The organism is Ponticaulis sp. (genome assembly GCF_029210165.1).
Lineage (GTDB): Bacteria > Pseudomonadota > Alphaproteobacteria > Caulobacterales > Hyphomonadaceae > Ponticaulis.
In genome coordinates, this window is record NZ_JARGNT010000001.1 from 1711869 (window position 1) to 1726435 (window position 14567).

Consider the following 14567-nt stretch of genomic DNA (forward strand, 5'->3'; position numbering starts at 1 on the left):
CTTGAAATCCGCTAAATGTGTGGGTGTGGTTCTAGAATTCAAATCCACTTAGTCAATCACTTGGTGCTCTATGTTTCTCCGTCAAATCGTTTTTTCGTCATTTTTCTTTGCATTGGCTGCTAATTCGGCTTCTACAGCCTCTGCGCAAGGCTCGCTCGATCACGTCGTCGAAGCCTATGAGTCGCTGGTTCTGGAACTGAGTCCCGAGCTTCGCGCGGCAGAAGAGGGCGTTGCCCCTTCGACATGGGGTGATGTCACGCCGGAAGGGGTCGCAGAGGCTCAGGCGGCTATGGCGGCCCTGGCAGAAGACCTCGCGGCGATTGACCAGTCCGGCTATTCCGAAACCCAGCGGATGAACCACGCTATTCTGGCGGCCCAGATTTCAGACTTGCTGCTGTCTGTTGAAATGGATGATGACCGCGCCCGCATTGGCGGCCATACCGGTTTCCAGCTGGATGTGACCTACGGGATCTCACGCGCCACCATTCGCAATGAAGCAGACGTGGTTGCCACCATTGCCCGCCTCAATGCGGTGCCAGCTTATTTCGCAGACATTCGCGCCAATCTGGAGCGGGGGCTTGCCGAGGGCTTCGTCGCCTTTGAAGATCCGCTCATCACGACGATGGAGCAGATCAGCGCGCAGGTGGATGCCCCAATTGAGGAAACCGATTTCTACGCGCCATTCCTGAACCTGCCGGAAAATATTGACGAGGCGCGCCGCGCCGAACTGATCGAGGAAGGCCGTGCAGCAGCGCTCACCGCACAAGCAGCTTTTGCAGATATTCTGGCGTTCCTTGAGACAGATTACGCGCCGAACACACGCCCGCTGCCGGGCGTTGGTACTGTGCCGACAGGACGTGACTATTATCGTCTCGCGGTGGCCATGCACACATCTCGCACAGACCTCACGCCGGAAGATATTCACGTGATCGGCCTCTCTGAAGTTGAGCGCATTCGTGGCCAGATGGATGAGATTATCGAAGAGGTCGGCTTCGAAGGTACGTTCGAGGAGTTCCTCACCTTCCTGCGCACAGACGAGCAGTTCTACGCGCAGACGGCTGACGAACTGATGATGCATGCCGCGCGCATTGCCAAAGACCTAGACTATTACATGCCGGCTTATTTCGGACATTTGCCGCGCCAGCCTTATGGCGTTGTGCCTGTACCGGCGGCAATCGCGCCGGGCTTCTCTACTGGCCTCTATTTTGGCGGCGATATGGATGAGGGCAAGCCGGGCGAATACTGGGTGAACACCTATGCGCTCGACCAGCGCCCGCTTTACGAGCTGCCAGCGCTCACCGCGCATGAGGCCGTGCCAGGTCACCACCATCAAATCGCTATTCTGCAGGAACAGGAGAATGTGCCGGAGTTCCGTCGCAACTATTTCTCCAACGCCTTTGTCGAAGGTTGGGGCCTCTATTCAGAGACGCTTGCGGGCGAGATGGGCCTTTATGACACGCCGTATGAGCGGTTCGGCAAGCTCTCTTACGAGATGTGGCGCGCCTGCCGTCTGGTCGCTGATACAGGCATGCACTGGATGGGCTGGACACGTGAGGAAGCCGAAGCCTGCTTCCTGGAGAACTCTGCGCTGTCACCACTCAATATCGAGACCGAAGTCACCCGCTATATCAGCTGGCCGGGGCAGGCGCTTGGCTACAAGATTGGCGAGCTGACCATTCTTGGCCTGCGTGAAGAGGCGCGTGAGGCGCTCGGCAATGACTTCGATATCCGCGAATTCCACGATCTCATTCTGGCCGAAGGTGCCATGCCGCTCAGCCTTCTGGAAGAGCGTGTCCGCACATGGATTGATGAGAAGACGGAGTAGGAACCGCTGCCCTAAGTGCAGGCGGTCCCAAGTTTTTGAAGTGGGAAGGGGCAGAGTGCCCCTTTTCGCAAGGCGCGGCGCAGCTTAAGTGAAGGCGCTCTGACGGAGTTCCTGTATGCGCCTCACCATTATCGAAACTGGCCTGCCACCTGAATCCATCCGTGATGACTATCCGGAAGGCTATCCGAAAATGTTCGAAGAGCTAATCGGCGCAGCCGATGAGGATATGACCTTCGAGACGATCTCACCGGTCAAAGGCGACCCGCTGCCGGACCCGGAAACGCTGGAAGCGATCCTGATCACAGGCTCTGCCTATGGCGTGTATGATGATGTGCCGTGGATGCGTACGCTGAAAGAATGGATCGGCTTTGCGGCTGAGCATCAGGTGCCGATGATCGGTATCTGTTTCGGCCATCAGGTGATTGCTGACGCGCTGGGCGGCGATGTGCGCAAATCCGATAAAGGCTGGGGGCTTGGCCGTCATACCTATCAGATTAAAAACAAAACCGGCTGGATGGGGCCAAACCCGCCAGAGACGTTTTCAGTTGGTGTGAGTCATCAGGATCAGGTGTTGAGCCCGCCGCCGGACGCCATCGCGATTGGCGGGAATGATTTTGCCCCGAACGCGGCGCTCGCCTATTCGCGCGGACCAATCATCTCATTTCAGGGACATCCGGAGTTCTCGGACAAATTCCTCGAAGACCTCTACAATGTGCGCCGTGGTACGCGCTTCACCGACGAGTTCGTGGACGAGGCTGTCGCGAGCTTTAAAACGCCGGATGATAATGCGCTGATGGCCGAATGGATGGTGAAATTCCTCCACCATCCGAGAGCCTGAGAGGGCTTAGCTGGCGATAGACTGGGATAGCTCTTTCACCTTGCGGGTGGACGCGCTGATTTCCTTGGTCGCCGACGCAATCTCGCCCATACCGGAATTGATGCTTGTCACAGCATTTGTCGCTTCGGTCATGTGAGCGGAAATGCGCTGTGTGACAGCGGCCTGCTGGTCTACGGCGCTGGAGATGGAAACCGAAATCGCGTTTACGTCTTCAATTGTCTTGGAGATCGCACCAATCGAGCTGACAGCGTGTTTCGTCGCGTCCTGAACGGAGAGAATCTGAGAGCCGATTTCCTCACTCGCGCGGGCTGACTGTGTGGCCAGCTGTTTGACTTCGCTGGCGACGACGGCAAAGCCGCGGCCAGCCTCACCTGCGCGTGCGGCCTCGATTGTCGCGTTGAGCGCCAGAAGGTTCGTTTGCTCGGCAATGTCCGAGATCAGGCTGATAATCGCGCCGATCTGGTCTGCTGATTTTGCCAAAACATCAAAATGCTGCTGGGCCGCATCGGCCTCGGTCACCGCGTTGCGGGAAATCTCGCTCGCACGGGTGGCCTGATTGGAAATCTCATTCACAGAGTTGGCGAGGTCTGAGCTGCCCTGAGCAACGTTTTCCACGCTATGGGCTGTTTCTGAAGATGCGGTTGCGACGACCTGCGCACGTTGCGCTGCGCGTTCCACAAAGGTCTCGATTTCGGAAAGGTCTTTACCGATTTCTCCGGAGACCTGAATACGGTTGATACGGCGCAACACCTGATCGGTAATGTCTGTTGCGAACTTCACGACCTTATACGGTTTGCCGCGGAAATTGAGGATTGGCGTATAGGTCGCCTGAATGAAAACGGGCTTGCCGCTCTTGGAAATCCGGCGGAATTCAGCAGTCTGGAATTTGCCTTCGCGGAGCGCATCCCAGAAGCGGCGATAGTCGTCGTTCTGATCTTCCGGAGCGACGAACATGGCGTGCTTTTTACCTTTGATCTCGTCCAGCGTGTAGCCGAGCGTCTGGCAGAAATTGTCATTCGCATCGAGAATGTTGCTGTCGAGGTCGAAGTGGATCACAGCCTGAGACAGGTTGATCGCTGTGATCAGGCCGGCATCCATGCTGGATTTGGTTTTCAGTTCGGATATATCGGCCGCGATCTTCAGGATCGAGATGACGTCGCCTGACTTGTTGAAGACAGGGTTGTATGACGCGTTAATCCAGACACCCTTGCCGGATTTTGAGACTCGGCGGAATTCGCCAGCGCGGAACTGTCCGGCTTTCAGGTCGCGCCAGAACTCACGGTATTCGTCGGTGCCGCGATCCCATTCCGGCATGAAGATGGAGTGATGCTGGCCGATGATTTCGGCTTCTTCATACCCCATCACGTCGAGGAAATTCCGGTTGGCACTCAGAACAATGCCTTCTGGTGTGAACTCGATAACGGCCTGGGAGCGGCTGATAGCAGACAGTTTGTCTTTTTCACCTGTGCGGCTTTTAGTCAGAATTTTTCGCATAGGTTCATCCGTTCCGGGCGTTAATTATTGTCGGCTTTTCGTTTTTTTATATCCGGTTTCCGTTACGAAACCCTTTTGTATCAGCCATGTATTTGATCTGGTCTTCCCTGTTTCTTCTTTATGCTGCGATATGTGAGGAGGCTTTCTTGAGCTTCTTTGCTGAAATCTGAATGTCTTCGATTGATTTCGCGATTGTCTCGAAACTTCCGGAAATGTTGGACACGGCCGTGTTGGCAGAGCTCATATTTCCGGAGATTTCCTGCGTTACGGTCGCTTGCTCTTCGACAGTTGCCGAAATCGCGACCGAGACTTCATTCACCTGACCGATGACGCGTTCGATAGCGGCGATAGACTCTGCAGCGCCGTGGGTGGACGTCTGAACCGCCAGAATCTGGCGTGTGATGTCTTCGGTTGCGTTTGCCGATTGCGAGGCGAGGGCTTTGACTTCGCTGGCAACCACCGCAAACCCTTTGCCAGCTTCGCCTGCGCGTGCCGCTTCAATCGTTGCGTTAAGCGCCAGCAGATTGGTCTGCGCGGCGATGTCTGAAATCATCTTCACGACCGAGCTGATCTGTTCAGCGCTCTGGGTCAGGCTGCCAATCTGGTTGGATGCTTCTCGCGCTTTGTCGACGGCTTCAGCCGAAATATTTCCCGCATCAGCAAGACGTGAGGAGACTTCGGTGAAGGAAGAGGCCAGCTGGCTGCTACCCGTCGCAACATTGTGGACGTTCTCTGACGTCGCGGACGACGCCTGAAACGCTTCAGCGGCCTGTTTGGCAACATTGCTGATCGCGTCTTCGATGAGGGCAAGCCCTTTATCAATGCTCTGGACGGCGCGCATGCGTTCGACCCGGTCTGTCTCATCTGTCGCAAACTTCACGATGCGGATGACGTTTCCATCAGTGTCGAAAATCGGGTTGTAGGTCGCGTTGATAAAGAATTCGCGTCCGCCTTTGGCCATGCGGCGATATTCGGCGGCCTGAAACTCGCCGCGGCGTAGATCCTGCCAGAATTGTTCGTACTTAGCGCCTTGATCTTCCTGCGCGACAAACATGGAGTGATGGCGTCCACGGATTTCATCAAGTGAGTAGCCGACAGCAGCGAGAAAATTGTCATTCGCCTGAAGAATGGTGCCGTCCGGCGCGAAGTGGATGACGGCCTGTGACTGGTTCAGCGCTGCAATCTGGCCCGCATTAAGAAGCGAGTTCTTTTTTGCTTCTGTTGTGTCTGATGCGAGCTTCATAATGCCGATCACATCACCGGCTTTGTTTTTGATCGGATTGTAAGACGCCTGTATCCAGACTTCACGACCGCCTTTGCCGACACGGCGGAATTCGGCGGAGCGGAATTTGCCGGCGCGAAGGTCATCCCAGAAGCGGGTGTATTCAGCGGATCCGGCTTCATGGGTCGTGACAAACATTCTGTGATGCTTGCCGACAATCTCGTCGAGTGAATATCCGATTGTATCTAAAAAGTTCTGATTTGCGTATTGAACGGTGCCATCCGGGCTGAATTCGATAATAGCCTGGGATTGCGTTAGCGCCTTCATACGCTCTGTGTCAGTCAAAATTCCTGACGCGTTACCCTGCTTGAACATTATGTTTCCCTCAGTAAGCAATATGAATACTTGATAAGGCAGCTGGGGTTAATATTTTTCCAATTCCTGTAAACTTTTCAACGGTCAACGCTGTTTAAGCGTTTGGTGTATATGCATTATACTCTATCCAAGATTGTATTTTCGGGGTAAAAATTAAATATGTTAACTCTCCGCACGGTGGCAGAGAGTGTCTTTAAGTATTGAGATTTCGGATGTTTCGGTTCGTGGCGATGACCGCATGGGTGTTAAACCCGTTCACCACTTCAGCTTAAAAAAGAAAATTACTTTTTTTCGGGCAGGCGAACCGAAATAAACCATCCTGCTGTCTGATAAGCTGCCGCGATCATCAGAACGAGGTCGGAAATGGGGTGGCTCGTCAGGAATGTGGCGCAGGCGACAACAATGCAGGCAATGTCTGCGCGGTCTTCGCTGATGATGAGGCCAAGCGGCTGTCGCGCCTGTTTCACGCGCGCAAGTGTCGTGTTGTAAAAGCCGTTCATTGTAGGCGGGCCGAACACGTCCTGCAGAACGCGCGGCTCCAGAATGCCCGTCAGCTCACACAGGTCTGCGGCACGTGCACGGCCTTCCAGGACGGCTTGTTTGCGCGCGCCAGTGCCGATGAGGCTCACAATCGCGGAGAGGATCACCGCGATTGCAATAATAGGTTCTGCTGATCCGATCATTATCGGGATTTAGGGATGGCCGCCCAGTAATCAAAGTCGAGCAGGACATTCGGAAGATATTTTCCGTCCTCGCCTTTGTATGGATAGTCCGCGCATGGCAGGTCTTTTGTCGCGACGAGGCGCAGACGAAGCGCGCCCACAGTGTCGGAAAGGTCTGCTTTGTCGAGCACTTCCGACCATGCGTGAATGGTGTCGCCGGAGAAGAGCGGGTTGCAGTGCGTGCCGCCATTGATCGCGATCATCTGGCCGGCATTGGCAAGGCCGTTGAAAGCAAGGCTGCGTGCAGTGGAGATCACAACACCGCCATAGATGAGGCGCTTGCCGAAGCGGCCCTTGCCCTGTTCGAACTGGTTGAAGTGAACCTTCGCCGTGTTCTGGTAAAGGCGGGTCGCTGTCTGGTGTTCAGCTTCTTCGATGGTCATGCCGTCGACATGGTCGATCTTCTCGCCAATTTCGTAATCGTCGAAGAAGTGCGGGCTGCCTGCAAGCTCTGCGTCATAAGACGCATAGTGTGCGTAAGCCGAAAGGTCTGCCGCATCTACGGCTTTTGGTAGATCAGGCAGAACAGCGTCCGGCGCTGGCGATGCGTGGTCTTTCTTATTGACCATCACCCAGCGCACATAGGTCAGGACCGTATCGCCATTCTGGTTTGTGCCAGTGGTGCGAACGTAAACAACGCCGGTTTTGCCGTTGGAGTTTTCCTTGCGGCCAATGACTTCAGACGTCGCATAGAGCGTGTCGCCCGGATAGACCGGCGCCATGAACTTGCCATCGGCATAGCCGAGGTTCGCAACAGCATTGAGAGAGATGTCAGGAACGGTTTTGCCGAAGACAACGTGGAAGACGATCATTGGATCGACCGGTTGACGGTCAAAGCCTGCAGCTTCTGCAAATGGCGTAGAAGAGTAGAGCGCGTAGCGGCTGCCGGTCAGCGACCGGTAGATGGCCAGATCGGCTTCATTCACGGTCAGCGGCGTAGCGTGTTTCAGAACGCGGCCGATTGTGAAGTCTTCAAAGTAATTCCCGGAAAAGGATTTCATGTCTCAAGTCCCCGATCGCTGTGTCGTCTGTTTTGTTTGTTGACGTTCAACAGGCAAATCAGGGGCGTTGTCAACGCGTCTCAGGTGAGCATGTACATGATGCGGGCATAAACGGCAGTAGCCGTTTCAGACCGGCTGATCAGCTCCAGCGCCTGATCACGCAGTGACGGTGCAAATCTCTCTGCCAACGGGGCCGTCACGGCCCCCATCACGAGCACCAGCAAGAGCTTCATATAGAAGCTTGCAAATAGCGAGCGTCCATATGTGAACAGCTTCGCCAACGGCCAGGCGAAGATGAAATATAAAAGTGCGCTTGCCAGCCCGGCTGCCCAGGCTGTGGCCGTGATTTCCATGGGATCTGGTCTCCTCAATGAGGATGACTATGACGAAGATGTTTTAATATTACCGCCAGTCGAAACGATGTAATTTTACCTAGTTCTGAGTAATTCTGAGAAAAGATTACCGTAAAACGCTACTTGGGATTGTGTGAATTGCTTTGTTGCGCTCAGAGGTGATCGTTTTCAGCAGTTAAGACCTTCATCTGTGGAAATACTGTTTTTGCCCCACATTTTAGTGAGAACCGCTTGCAGTCATTTATCAATTATGAAATGTGATACCGTAACTTTCAGTGGGAGGCTTTATGTTCCGGATTAGTAGTGTTGCGGGTTGCTTTATTCTTGCGGCGGGCGGCGCCGCAATGGCGCAGGAATCTGAATTGCGCGTCGATACTGTGATCGTGACGTCGCCGGGTCCGGAGCGTGTTGCAGGAGAGCTCCTGTCAAACGTGACAGCGGTTGATCGCGAAGAGCTGGTGGCTGATCTTCAGGGCACGCTCGGCGATACACTCTCTCGTCAGCCGGGCGTTTCCACGACGTATTTTGGCGCGGGCGCGAGCCGTCCGGTCATGCGCGGCCTTGGCGCAGAGCGTGTGCTGGTGCTGACCAACGGTCTGGGTGTGATTGATGCTTCTGCTGCCTCACCGGATCACCAGACGGGCACTGACGGGCTTGATGCTGAACGCATTGAAATTCTGCGTGGCCCGGCTGCACTTGCCTATGGCGGTCAGGCGATTGGCGGCGTCGTCAACGTGATTGACGGTCTGATTGTCGAGACACTTCCTGAAGACGGTTTTGAAGGTCAGGCATTTGGCGCGTTCAACTCTGTGAATGATGGTAGCGAGTTTGCCGGCCGCGGCCGTTTCGTAGTTGACGACTTTGTCTTGTCAGTGTCTGCCGGTCATCGCGACTTTGACGACTACGACATTCCGGGCTTTGCAGAATCCGAACGCCTTCATGAAGCTGAGGGTCATGAGGACCATGATGAGCATGAAGAACACGAAGAGCATGAAGAGGAAGAAGAGGGTCATGAGGAAGAGGCGTATGGTACACTTCCAAACTCCTTTCTGACGACTGACACACTTGGCGCAGGCCTCTCATGGGTTCACGAGAGCGGCTATATCGGCGTTGCTGTGCGCCATCAGGTGTCTGACTACGGACTGCCAGGCCACAGCCATGGCCATGAGGAAGAGGGCGAAGAGGATCATGATGATCACGCCCATGAAGAAGAAGCGCATGAAGCTGCTTACATTGATCTGGAGCAGACCCGTATCGACCTGCAGGCAGGCTGGCGCTTCAATCATGACGTTCTGAACGCCATCGAAGCGCGCTTCACCTCTGCCGATTACGAGCATGCCGAATTTGAAGGCCCGGGTGAAATCGGGACCCAATACTTCACCCAAGGGTATGAAGGCCGGGTTGAGCTGGATCACACACTCTTTGGCTTCTCTGGCGCCGCAGGTGTTCAGTTCTTCGACACCGATTTCCGCGCTGAGGGTGAAGAAGTTTTCATCACGCCAACCCAGTCCAACATGCAGGGTGTGTTCCTGTATGAAACCCGCGAATGGGCGTCCGGCTTTGGCATTGAAGGCGGTGTCCGCTGGGAGCAGGTTGAACGTGAAAACGATCTACAGGGCGTCAGAGATTTTGATCTGATGAGTTCGTCACTCGGCGTGCACCAGCACTGGGAGAACGGCATCTTCATCGGGGCGCAGGTCGCGCTGACCGAACGCGCTCCGAATGAAAGCGAGCTGTTTGCGAATGGCCCCCACCTTGCGACGGATCAGTATGAGGTTGGAAATGTCGACCTGAACGCTGAGACGGGCCGCAATGTCGAGCTGACAGCCCGTTTCCTCGGAGAGTATCTGACACTTGGTCTGAACGTGTTCCGGACGGATTTTGACGATTTCGTCTACCTCACGCCGGGCAGCATGGTTCATGATGGCAGGCTGACCGACGAAGTCGATGGACTGGCGGTCTATCAGTTCGTTCAGCAGGATGCGAATTTTGCGGGCGGCGAGCTCTACGGCAATTTCCACTTTGATGACGGTCTGTTTGGCGCGCACTGGGATGTGAATGCAGGCATCGACTTTGTTGAAGCCGAGCTGGACGATGGCGGTGATGTTCCGTTCATCCCGCCTGTCACCTTCAATGGCGACGTCAAAGCAGACTGGGGCCTGTTCGACGCAGGCCTTGGCGTGACGCTCGCCAACGATCAGACGGATCCCGGCGCAGGATCACTGGCAACTGATGGATATGCAGTGTTCGACCTGACGGCTGGTGTCACGCTGGATCAGTTCATTCCCCAGCTTGAAGGCAGCCGTCTGTTCCTGCAGGCACGCAACGTCACCGATGAAGAAATCCGTTACGCGACCTCAGTTCTGAAAGACCAGCTTCCAGTACCGGGCCGCAATATCCGCGTCGGCTTCACAGCCGAGTTCTGATCATTCACTCCCGAAATGGACGGTGAGCCATTGCATAAATGGCCGCCAGTCCTCGGGGGTGATGCCGTGCGTGCCTTCCCGGAACTGAAAAGCAAGGTCAGCATTGGCGTCGAAGTCCCAGAGGTTTTCGGCGCTGAATGCATCTCCTCCCAGAAGCTGATAGACCTCACCTGCTGCGCGTGCAGAAGCAAAACTGCCGCGTGGGTCTGACCATTGGTCACGCGCCGAGTTGCCCAGCAGCAACGGGCGCGGGGCCATCAGCGCGACAAGCGCATGCTGGTCGAAGGGAAGATCCTGCGCGCGGTCTGCATAGAGCGCATAGCTTGGCGTGAACCAGTGTGGGAAGCTTTCGGTGATGCTGGAAATGGTTTCGCCGACATCATTCTTCTGGAGAGCAGCGCCTGCCGTGCCTGACTGGTGAGAGATCACGCCAGCGATACGGTCATCGAGGGCACCCGCCAGAAGTGAAGATTTGCCACTGCGCGAATGGCCGAACAGAATGATGCGGTCAGCATCAAGCTCTCCGCTCGTTTCGATGTAGTCGGTAATGCGGTGCGCAACCCACGCCCATGTGCCGATTGCTGCGTAAGGGCCATGTTCCATCTCGCCTTCACGGATAGAGCTGAGAGCCGCCATGCCGGTCTCGATACTGTCCGGAATCACCATGCCGGGATAGTACGCGCCATATGCAAAGCCACGGTCAATCAGCTGCTCCAGCGGCGGAACCTCAATATAGCGGCCGAAGACGAACGTTGCGACGGAGTGCATGAACTCCGAGCCGCTTTCGCAATAACCTGGATAGGAGACACCCGGCGCTGCCGAAATGCCCTCAAACGGCAGGATGAGCGCGTTCGGGCAGGAGCCTGCGCCCAGAATGACCGGATGCGGACCTGACGTGTTCGGTACAACGAAGTGAACATCCTGACGGAATGTGTGCTCTCCAATGGTCAGGCGTAGCTGGACTTCCCGCAGATGCGCACGGCCTTCGAGAATATCTGCGGAGATAATCCGGTCAGACACAATCTCAGGCGCGATAGGTGCTGGGATCGTGCCATAGACCTGACTGAGCAGCATATTCCGCCAGAAAGGCGCGCGTTCTTCACGCCAGTTTTGAGCCGTGGTCACCTGCTCCATACCGCCATAAGGGGCAAGCAGGTCGGGCGTTGCAGTGAAGTTCGTTGGTCCGGTGCTGACGCGCGGCAGACCAACAGTCGAACAGCCGACAATGGCCAGTGCAATCAGGGCGGTAAGCCCGCCCAGAATGAATTTTAGAATTCGCATAAAGGTCCGCGCTCCGCGAAGGTGTCCAGATAGAAGCCGGACCCTAGCACGGAGTTTTCAGAGCGGTGTTCACAATGACGCGCGCAGCGCGAGAGGTGTGAACTCAGACGATATCGAGCAGTTTCTCGATCGGGCGACCGAGGGCTGCCTTGTCGCCGTTAATGCCGATAGGGCGCTGAATAAGACGCGGATTATCGATCATGGCGGCAAAGACTTCGTCATCGCTTGCCGTTTCCGGAAGCTCGAATTTTTTAGCATCCTTGTCTCGCAGGAATGCGCGCGGGCTGTCGACGCCCATCTTCTTCGCAATGTCGCGCAGCTCGTCTTCGCTAAGCGCGTCACCGGCATTCATGTATTTGCGAACTTCATAGGACACGCCCTTCTCATCGAGGAGGGCGAGGCCATTTCGTGAAGTCGAACAATTCGGGTTGTGCAGAACAATATAAGTCATGCACGATGTCTTATTCCGGTGCTCGGGCGGCATCAATAGGCATAACGCCTACTGAGGAATATCCTCTGCGACGCCGTATTCGGTAAGGAGCGTATCCAGCGTGCCTTCAGTTTCGAGGGCTTCATCCAGACGCATCCATGCGCGAGTGCTGTCGGCATCATCGCATGTCGCAAGCACCCATTTGTGCTCGTCGACATAGGTCTCATCCTCTTCCAGATACTCGTAAAGCTCCATCAGGTCGGTCTGATAATTGACGCCATCCATCCGCATCGCGCCGAAACCTTCGCCATAATAGCGGATGACCGTAACCGTATCGCCGGGTGCAATATCGAGCGTCACCGGTTCTTCAGCTTCACTTTCAAATGGCCAGACAGTCAGCGTCGCGGCCGTGGTGACGTTCTGTGCAATCGTTTCTGTTGCGGCGATGAAGTGCAGATCATCTTCTGTGACGCGGGCTTCGTTCCACTGGTGGAGCGTTGCGCCCACATTGATAGGGCAGGACACGTCAAACTCTGCGTCCGGATTTGGTGTGGAACGCGCAGGGATGACCACGCCCTCTTCCATGATCGAGATGCCGCTCGGGTACTCGCCCGGCCAGCCATAATCGACGAACCAGCTTTCATCATAGTTCGCATCCACGGCGTCCAGAGGTTCAAGGTCTGCAGCGACGGCTTCAGGTTCGGCAGGCGTTTCCACAACCGGCGCTTCTGATTCGACTGCTGGTGCCTCGACTGGCGTTTCCGCTGGTGGTGCGTCTGTCTGTCCACAAGCGCATAGTGCGAGTGCGATGAGTGATGGATAAAGTGCTTTCATGGCCGTTCCCCCCGGTCAAATATGCTCTGATTGCCGGCCCGTAGACCCGCCTTAATTAAAACAATCACTTATTGTTTCTGTAGGGAAGCTGAACAGTCGAGATTTTCCTGAAAATTTGAGCACGGAAAGCGGGGCTTTTGGCCGACTGCTCAAACAATAATCGCTGGTTTCAGGTTTTTCTTGAAACCAAACGCATAGAAAGGCAGTTGAGACTCCATGTCTCAAGAACGCAGAAAATCTTCCGTTACTGTGCGTAACGCTGAACTCGCTGATATCCCTGGTATCGTGGCGCTGACCGGTCGCATCTATAAAGATGAGCCACCCTATACGCCGGGTATGATCCAGGGGCAGATCACCAAATTCCCACGTGGCCAGTTCGTTGTCGAATATGACGGCGATATTGTTGGATATGCGGCGAGCTTCCGTATCTCTGAACGCCTCTGTATGGGCCCCCACACATGGGACTCCATCACCGGTGGCGGCTATGGTGCGCGCCATAATCCGAAGGGCTCATGGCTTTACGGAATGGAAGTCTGCGTGGATCCGGATCGCCGCCGTCTTCGCATCGGCCAGCGCCTTTATGATGCACGTCAGAGCCTGTGCGAATCCCGTGACATTAAAGGCATCGTCTTTGGTGGCCGCCTGCCGGGCTGGGCGCGACGCAAGAAAGCCTATCCGGACCCGGTCGACTATGTGAAAGCCGTAGAAGAGAAGAAGATCACAGACCCGACGGTCAGCTTCCACCTCAAACAGGGCTTTGAGTGTATCGGCGTTCTGCGCGGCTATGCGCCGGATGATGCACCGTCTGGCGGCTTTGCGACCCATATGGTCTGGCGCAACCCGTATTATAGCGGTGAGACGGACCAGAAAAATCCAAGACACCTTCAGGCAGACTCTGTCCGCATCTGCACCGTGCAGTTCCAGCAGCGCATGGTGAAAGACTTTGAAGAGTTCATGGGCAATGTGGAGTATTTCGTGGACGTCGCTGCGGACTATCGCTGTGACTTCGTGGTCTTCCCAGAGTTGTTCACGCTCCAGCTTCTTGCCTTTGAAGAGAAACGCCTCTCGGCGGTTGAGGCGATTGAAAGCCTGACCCGCTACACGCCGCGCTTCGTCGATGAAATGCGCCAGCTCGCGATCAGCTATAACATCAACATTATTGGCGGCTCGCACCCGACGCGTACTGATGATGGCGATATCCAGAATGTTGGCTATGTCTTCCTTCGTGACGGCTCTGTCCATGCGCAGGAGAAAATCCACCCGACGCCGGATGAGCGCAGCTGGTGGGGCATTAAGGGCGGCGACGAGCTGCAGACCATTCTGACTGATTGCGGTCCGATTGGTGTTCTCATTTGCTACGACTCCGAATTTCCGGAGCTGGCTCGTAAGCTGGCCGATGAAGGCGCAAAAATTCTGTTCGTGCCTTACTGTACTGATAGCCGTCCGGGCCATCTGCGTGTGCGTTATTGCTGCCAGGCGAGGGCGATTGAGAACCAGTGCTATGTCGTGACGTCGGGCAATGTCGGTAACCTGCCAAACGTAGAAAATATGGACGTTCAGTATGCCCAGTCGGCTATTCTGACGCCGTGTGACCTGCCGTTTGCACGTGATGGTATTGCCGCCGAAGCGAGCGAGAACGTTGAGACCGTCATCATGACGGATCTTGACCTGCAGGACCTGAACTGGGCCCGCGCAGAAGGTAGCGTTCAAAACCTCGGTGACCGCCGCTTCGATCTCTACAAGACGCAGTGGAAGGGCAGCTAGCT

The 14567-nt window shown here is 55.5% G+C and carries 12 protein-coding genes; 4 read left to right on the plus strand and 8 right to left on the minus strand.

Going from position 1 to position 14567, the window contains the following annotated elements:
• Positions 1-112 precede the first annotated feature (112 nt).
• Both P1U45_RS08360 and P1U45_RS08365 read left to right on the plus strand, forming a co-directional pair.
• Entirely contained in the window at positions 113-1825 is a 1713-nt protein-coding gene (locus P1U45_RS08360; protein ID WP_301058664.1) for a DUF885 family protein, read from the plus strand.
• A 115-nt stretch (positions 1826-1940) separates the two neighbouring features.
• Positions 1941-2663, plus strand: a complete 723-nt coding sequence (locus P1U45_RS08365) for a glutamine amidotransferase (RefSeq protein ID WP_301058665.1) — start codon at positions 1941-1943, stop codon at positions 2661-2663.
• A gap of 6 nt (positions 2664-2669) precedes the next feature.
• Here P1U45_RS08365 and P1U45_RS08370 read toward each other — a convergent pair whose 3' ends face one another.
• From P1U45_RS08370 to P1U45_RS08390, 5 genes are all read right to left on the minus strand, one after another.
• Positions 2670-4157, minus strand: coding sequence for a PAS domain-containing methyl-accepting chemotaxis protein (locus tag P1U45_RS08370; RefSeq protein WP_301058666.1), 1488 nt, complete (start codon positions 4155-4157; stop codon positions 2670-2672).
• A 118-nt stretch (positions 4158-4275) separates the two neighbouring features.
• On the minus strand, positions 4276-5754 hold the full coding sequence (locus tag P1U45_RS08375; RefSeq protein ID WP_301058667.1) for a PAS domain-containing methyl-accepting chemotaxis protein: 1479 nt from the start codon (positions 5752-5754) through the stop codon (positions 4276-4278).
• Between the two features lie 281 nt (positions 5755-6035).
• Positions 6036-6437, minus strand: coding sequence for a hypothetical protein (locus P1U45_RS08380; protein WP_301058668.1), 402 nt, complete (start codon positions 6435-6437; stop codon positions 6036-6038).
• Complete coding sequence (locus tag P1U45_RS08385) at positions 6437-7477, minus strand: MaoC family dehydratase (protein WP_301058669.1); 1041 nt, start codon at positions 7475-7477, stop codon at positions 6437-6439. The genes P1U45_RS08380 and P1U45_RS08385 overlap by 1 nt, the downstream gene beginning before the upstream one ends.
• A gap of 80 nt (positions 7478-7557) precedes the next feature.
• The gene (locus tag P1U45_RS08390; RefSeq protein ID WP_293616874.1) at positions 7558-7830 is read right to left on the minus strand and encodes a hypothetical protein; all 273 of its coding nucleotides are present in this window, start codon (positions 7828-7830) and stop codon (positions 7558-7560) included.
• 287 nt (positions 7831-8117) lie between these two features.
• Here P1U45_RS08390 and P1U45_RS08395 point away from each other — a divergent pair, with 287 nt between their 5' ends.
• Positions 8118-10256: a TonB-dependent receptor gene (locus P1U45_RS08395; protein WP_301058670.1), complete on the plus strand. Its 2139-nt coding sequence runs from the start codon at positions 8118-8120 to the stop codon at positions 10254-10256.
• Here the strand turns inward: P1U45_RS08395 and P1U45_RS08400 are convergent, their stop codons facing one another.
• From P1U45_RS08400 to P1U45_RS08410, 3 genes are all read right to left on the minus strand, one after another.
• Entirely contained in the window at positions 10257-11537 is a 1281-nt protein-coding gene (locus P1U45_RS08400; RefSeq protein WP_301058671.1) for a hypothetical protein, read from the minus strand.
• A 103-nt stretch (positions 11538-11640) separates the two neighbouring features.
• Positions 11641-11988 carry an arsenate reductase family protein gene (locus P1U45_RS08405; RefSeq protein WP_293616870.1) on the minus strand — a complete coding sequence of 116 codons (348 nt, stop codon included), beginning with the start codon at positions 11986-11988 and terminating at the stop codon, positions 11641-11643.
• Positions 11989-12036: 48 nt separating this feature from the next.
• Positions 12037-12801: a hypothetical protein gene (locus P1U45_RS08410; protein WP_301058672.1), complete on the minus strand. Its 765-nt coding sequence runs from the start codon at positions 12799-12801 to the stop codon at positions 12037-12039.
• A 216-nt stretch (positions 12802-13017) separates the two neighbouring features.
• On the opposite strand from P1U45_RS08410, the gene P1U45_RS08415 reads away from it, so the two are divergent.
• On the plus strand, positions 13018-14565 hold the full coding sequence (locus P1U45_RS08415; protein ID WP_022694489.1) for a bifunctional GNAT family N-acetyltransferase/carbon-nitrogen hydrolase family protein: 1548 nt from the start codon (positions 13018-13020) through the stop codon (positions 14563-14565).
• Positions 14566-14567: the final 2 nt, after the last annotated feature.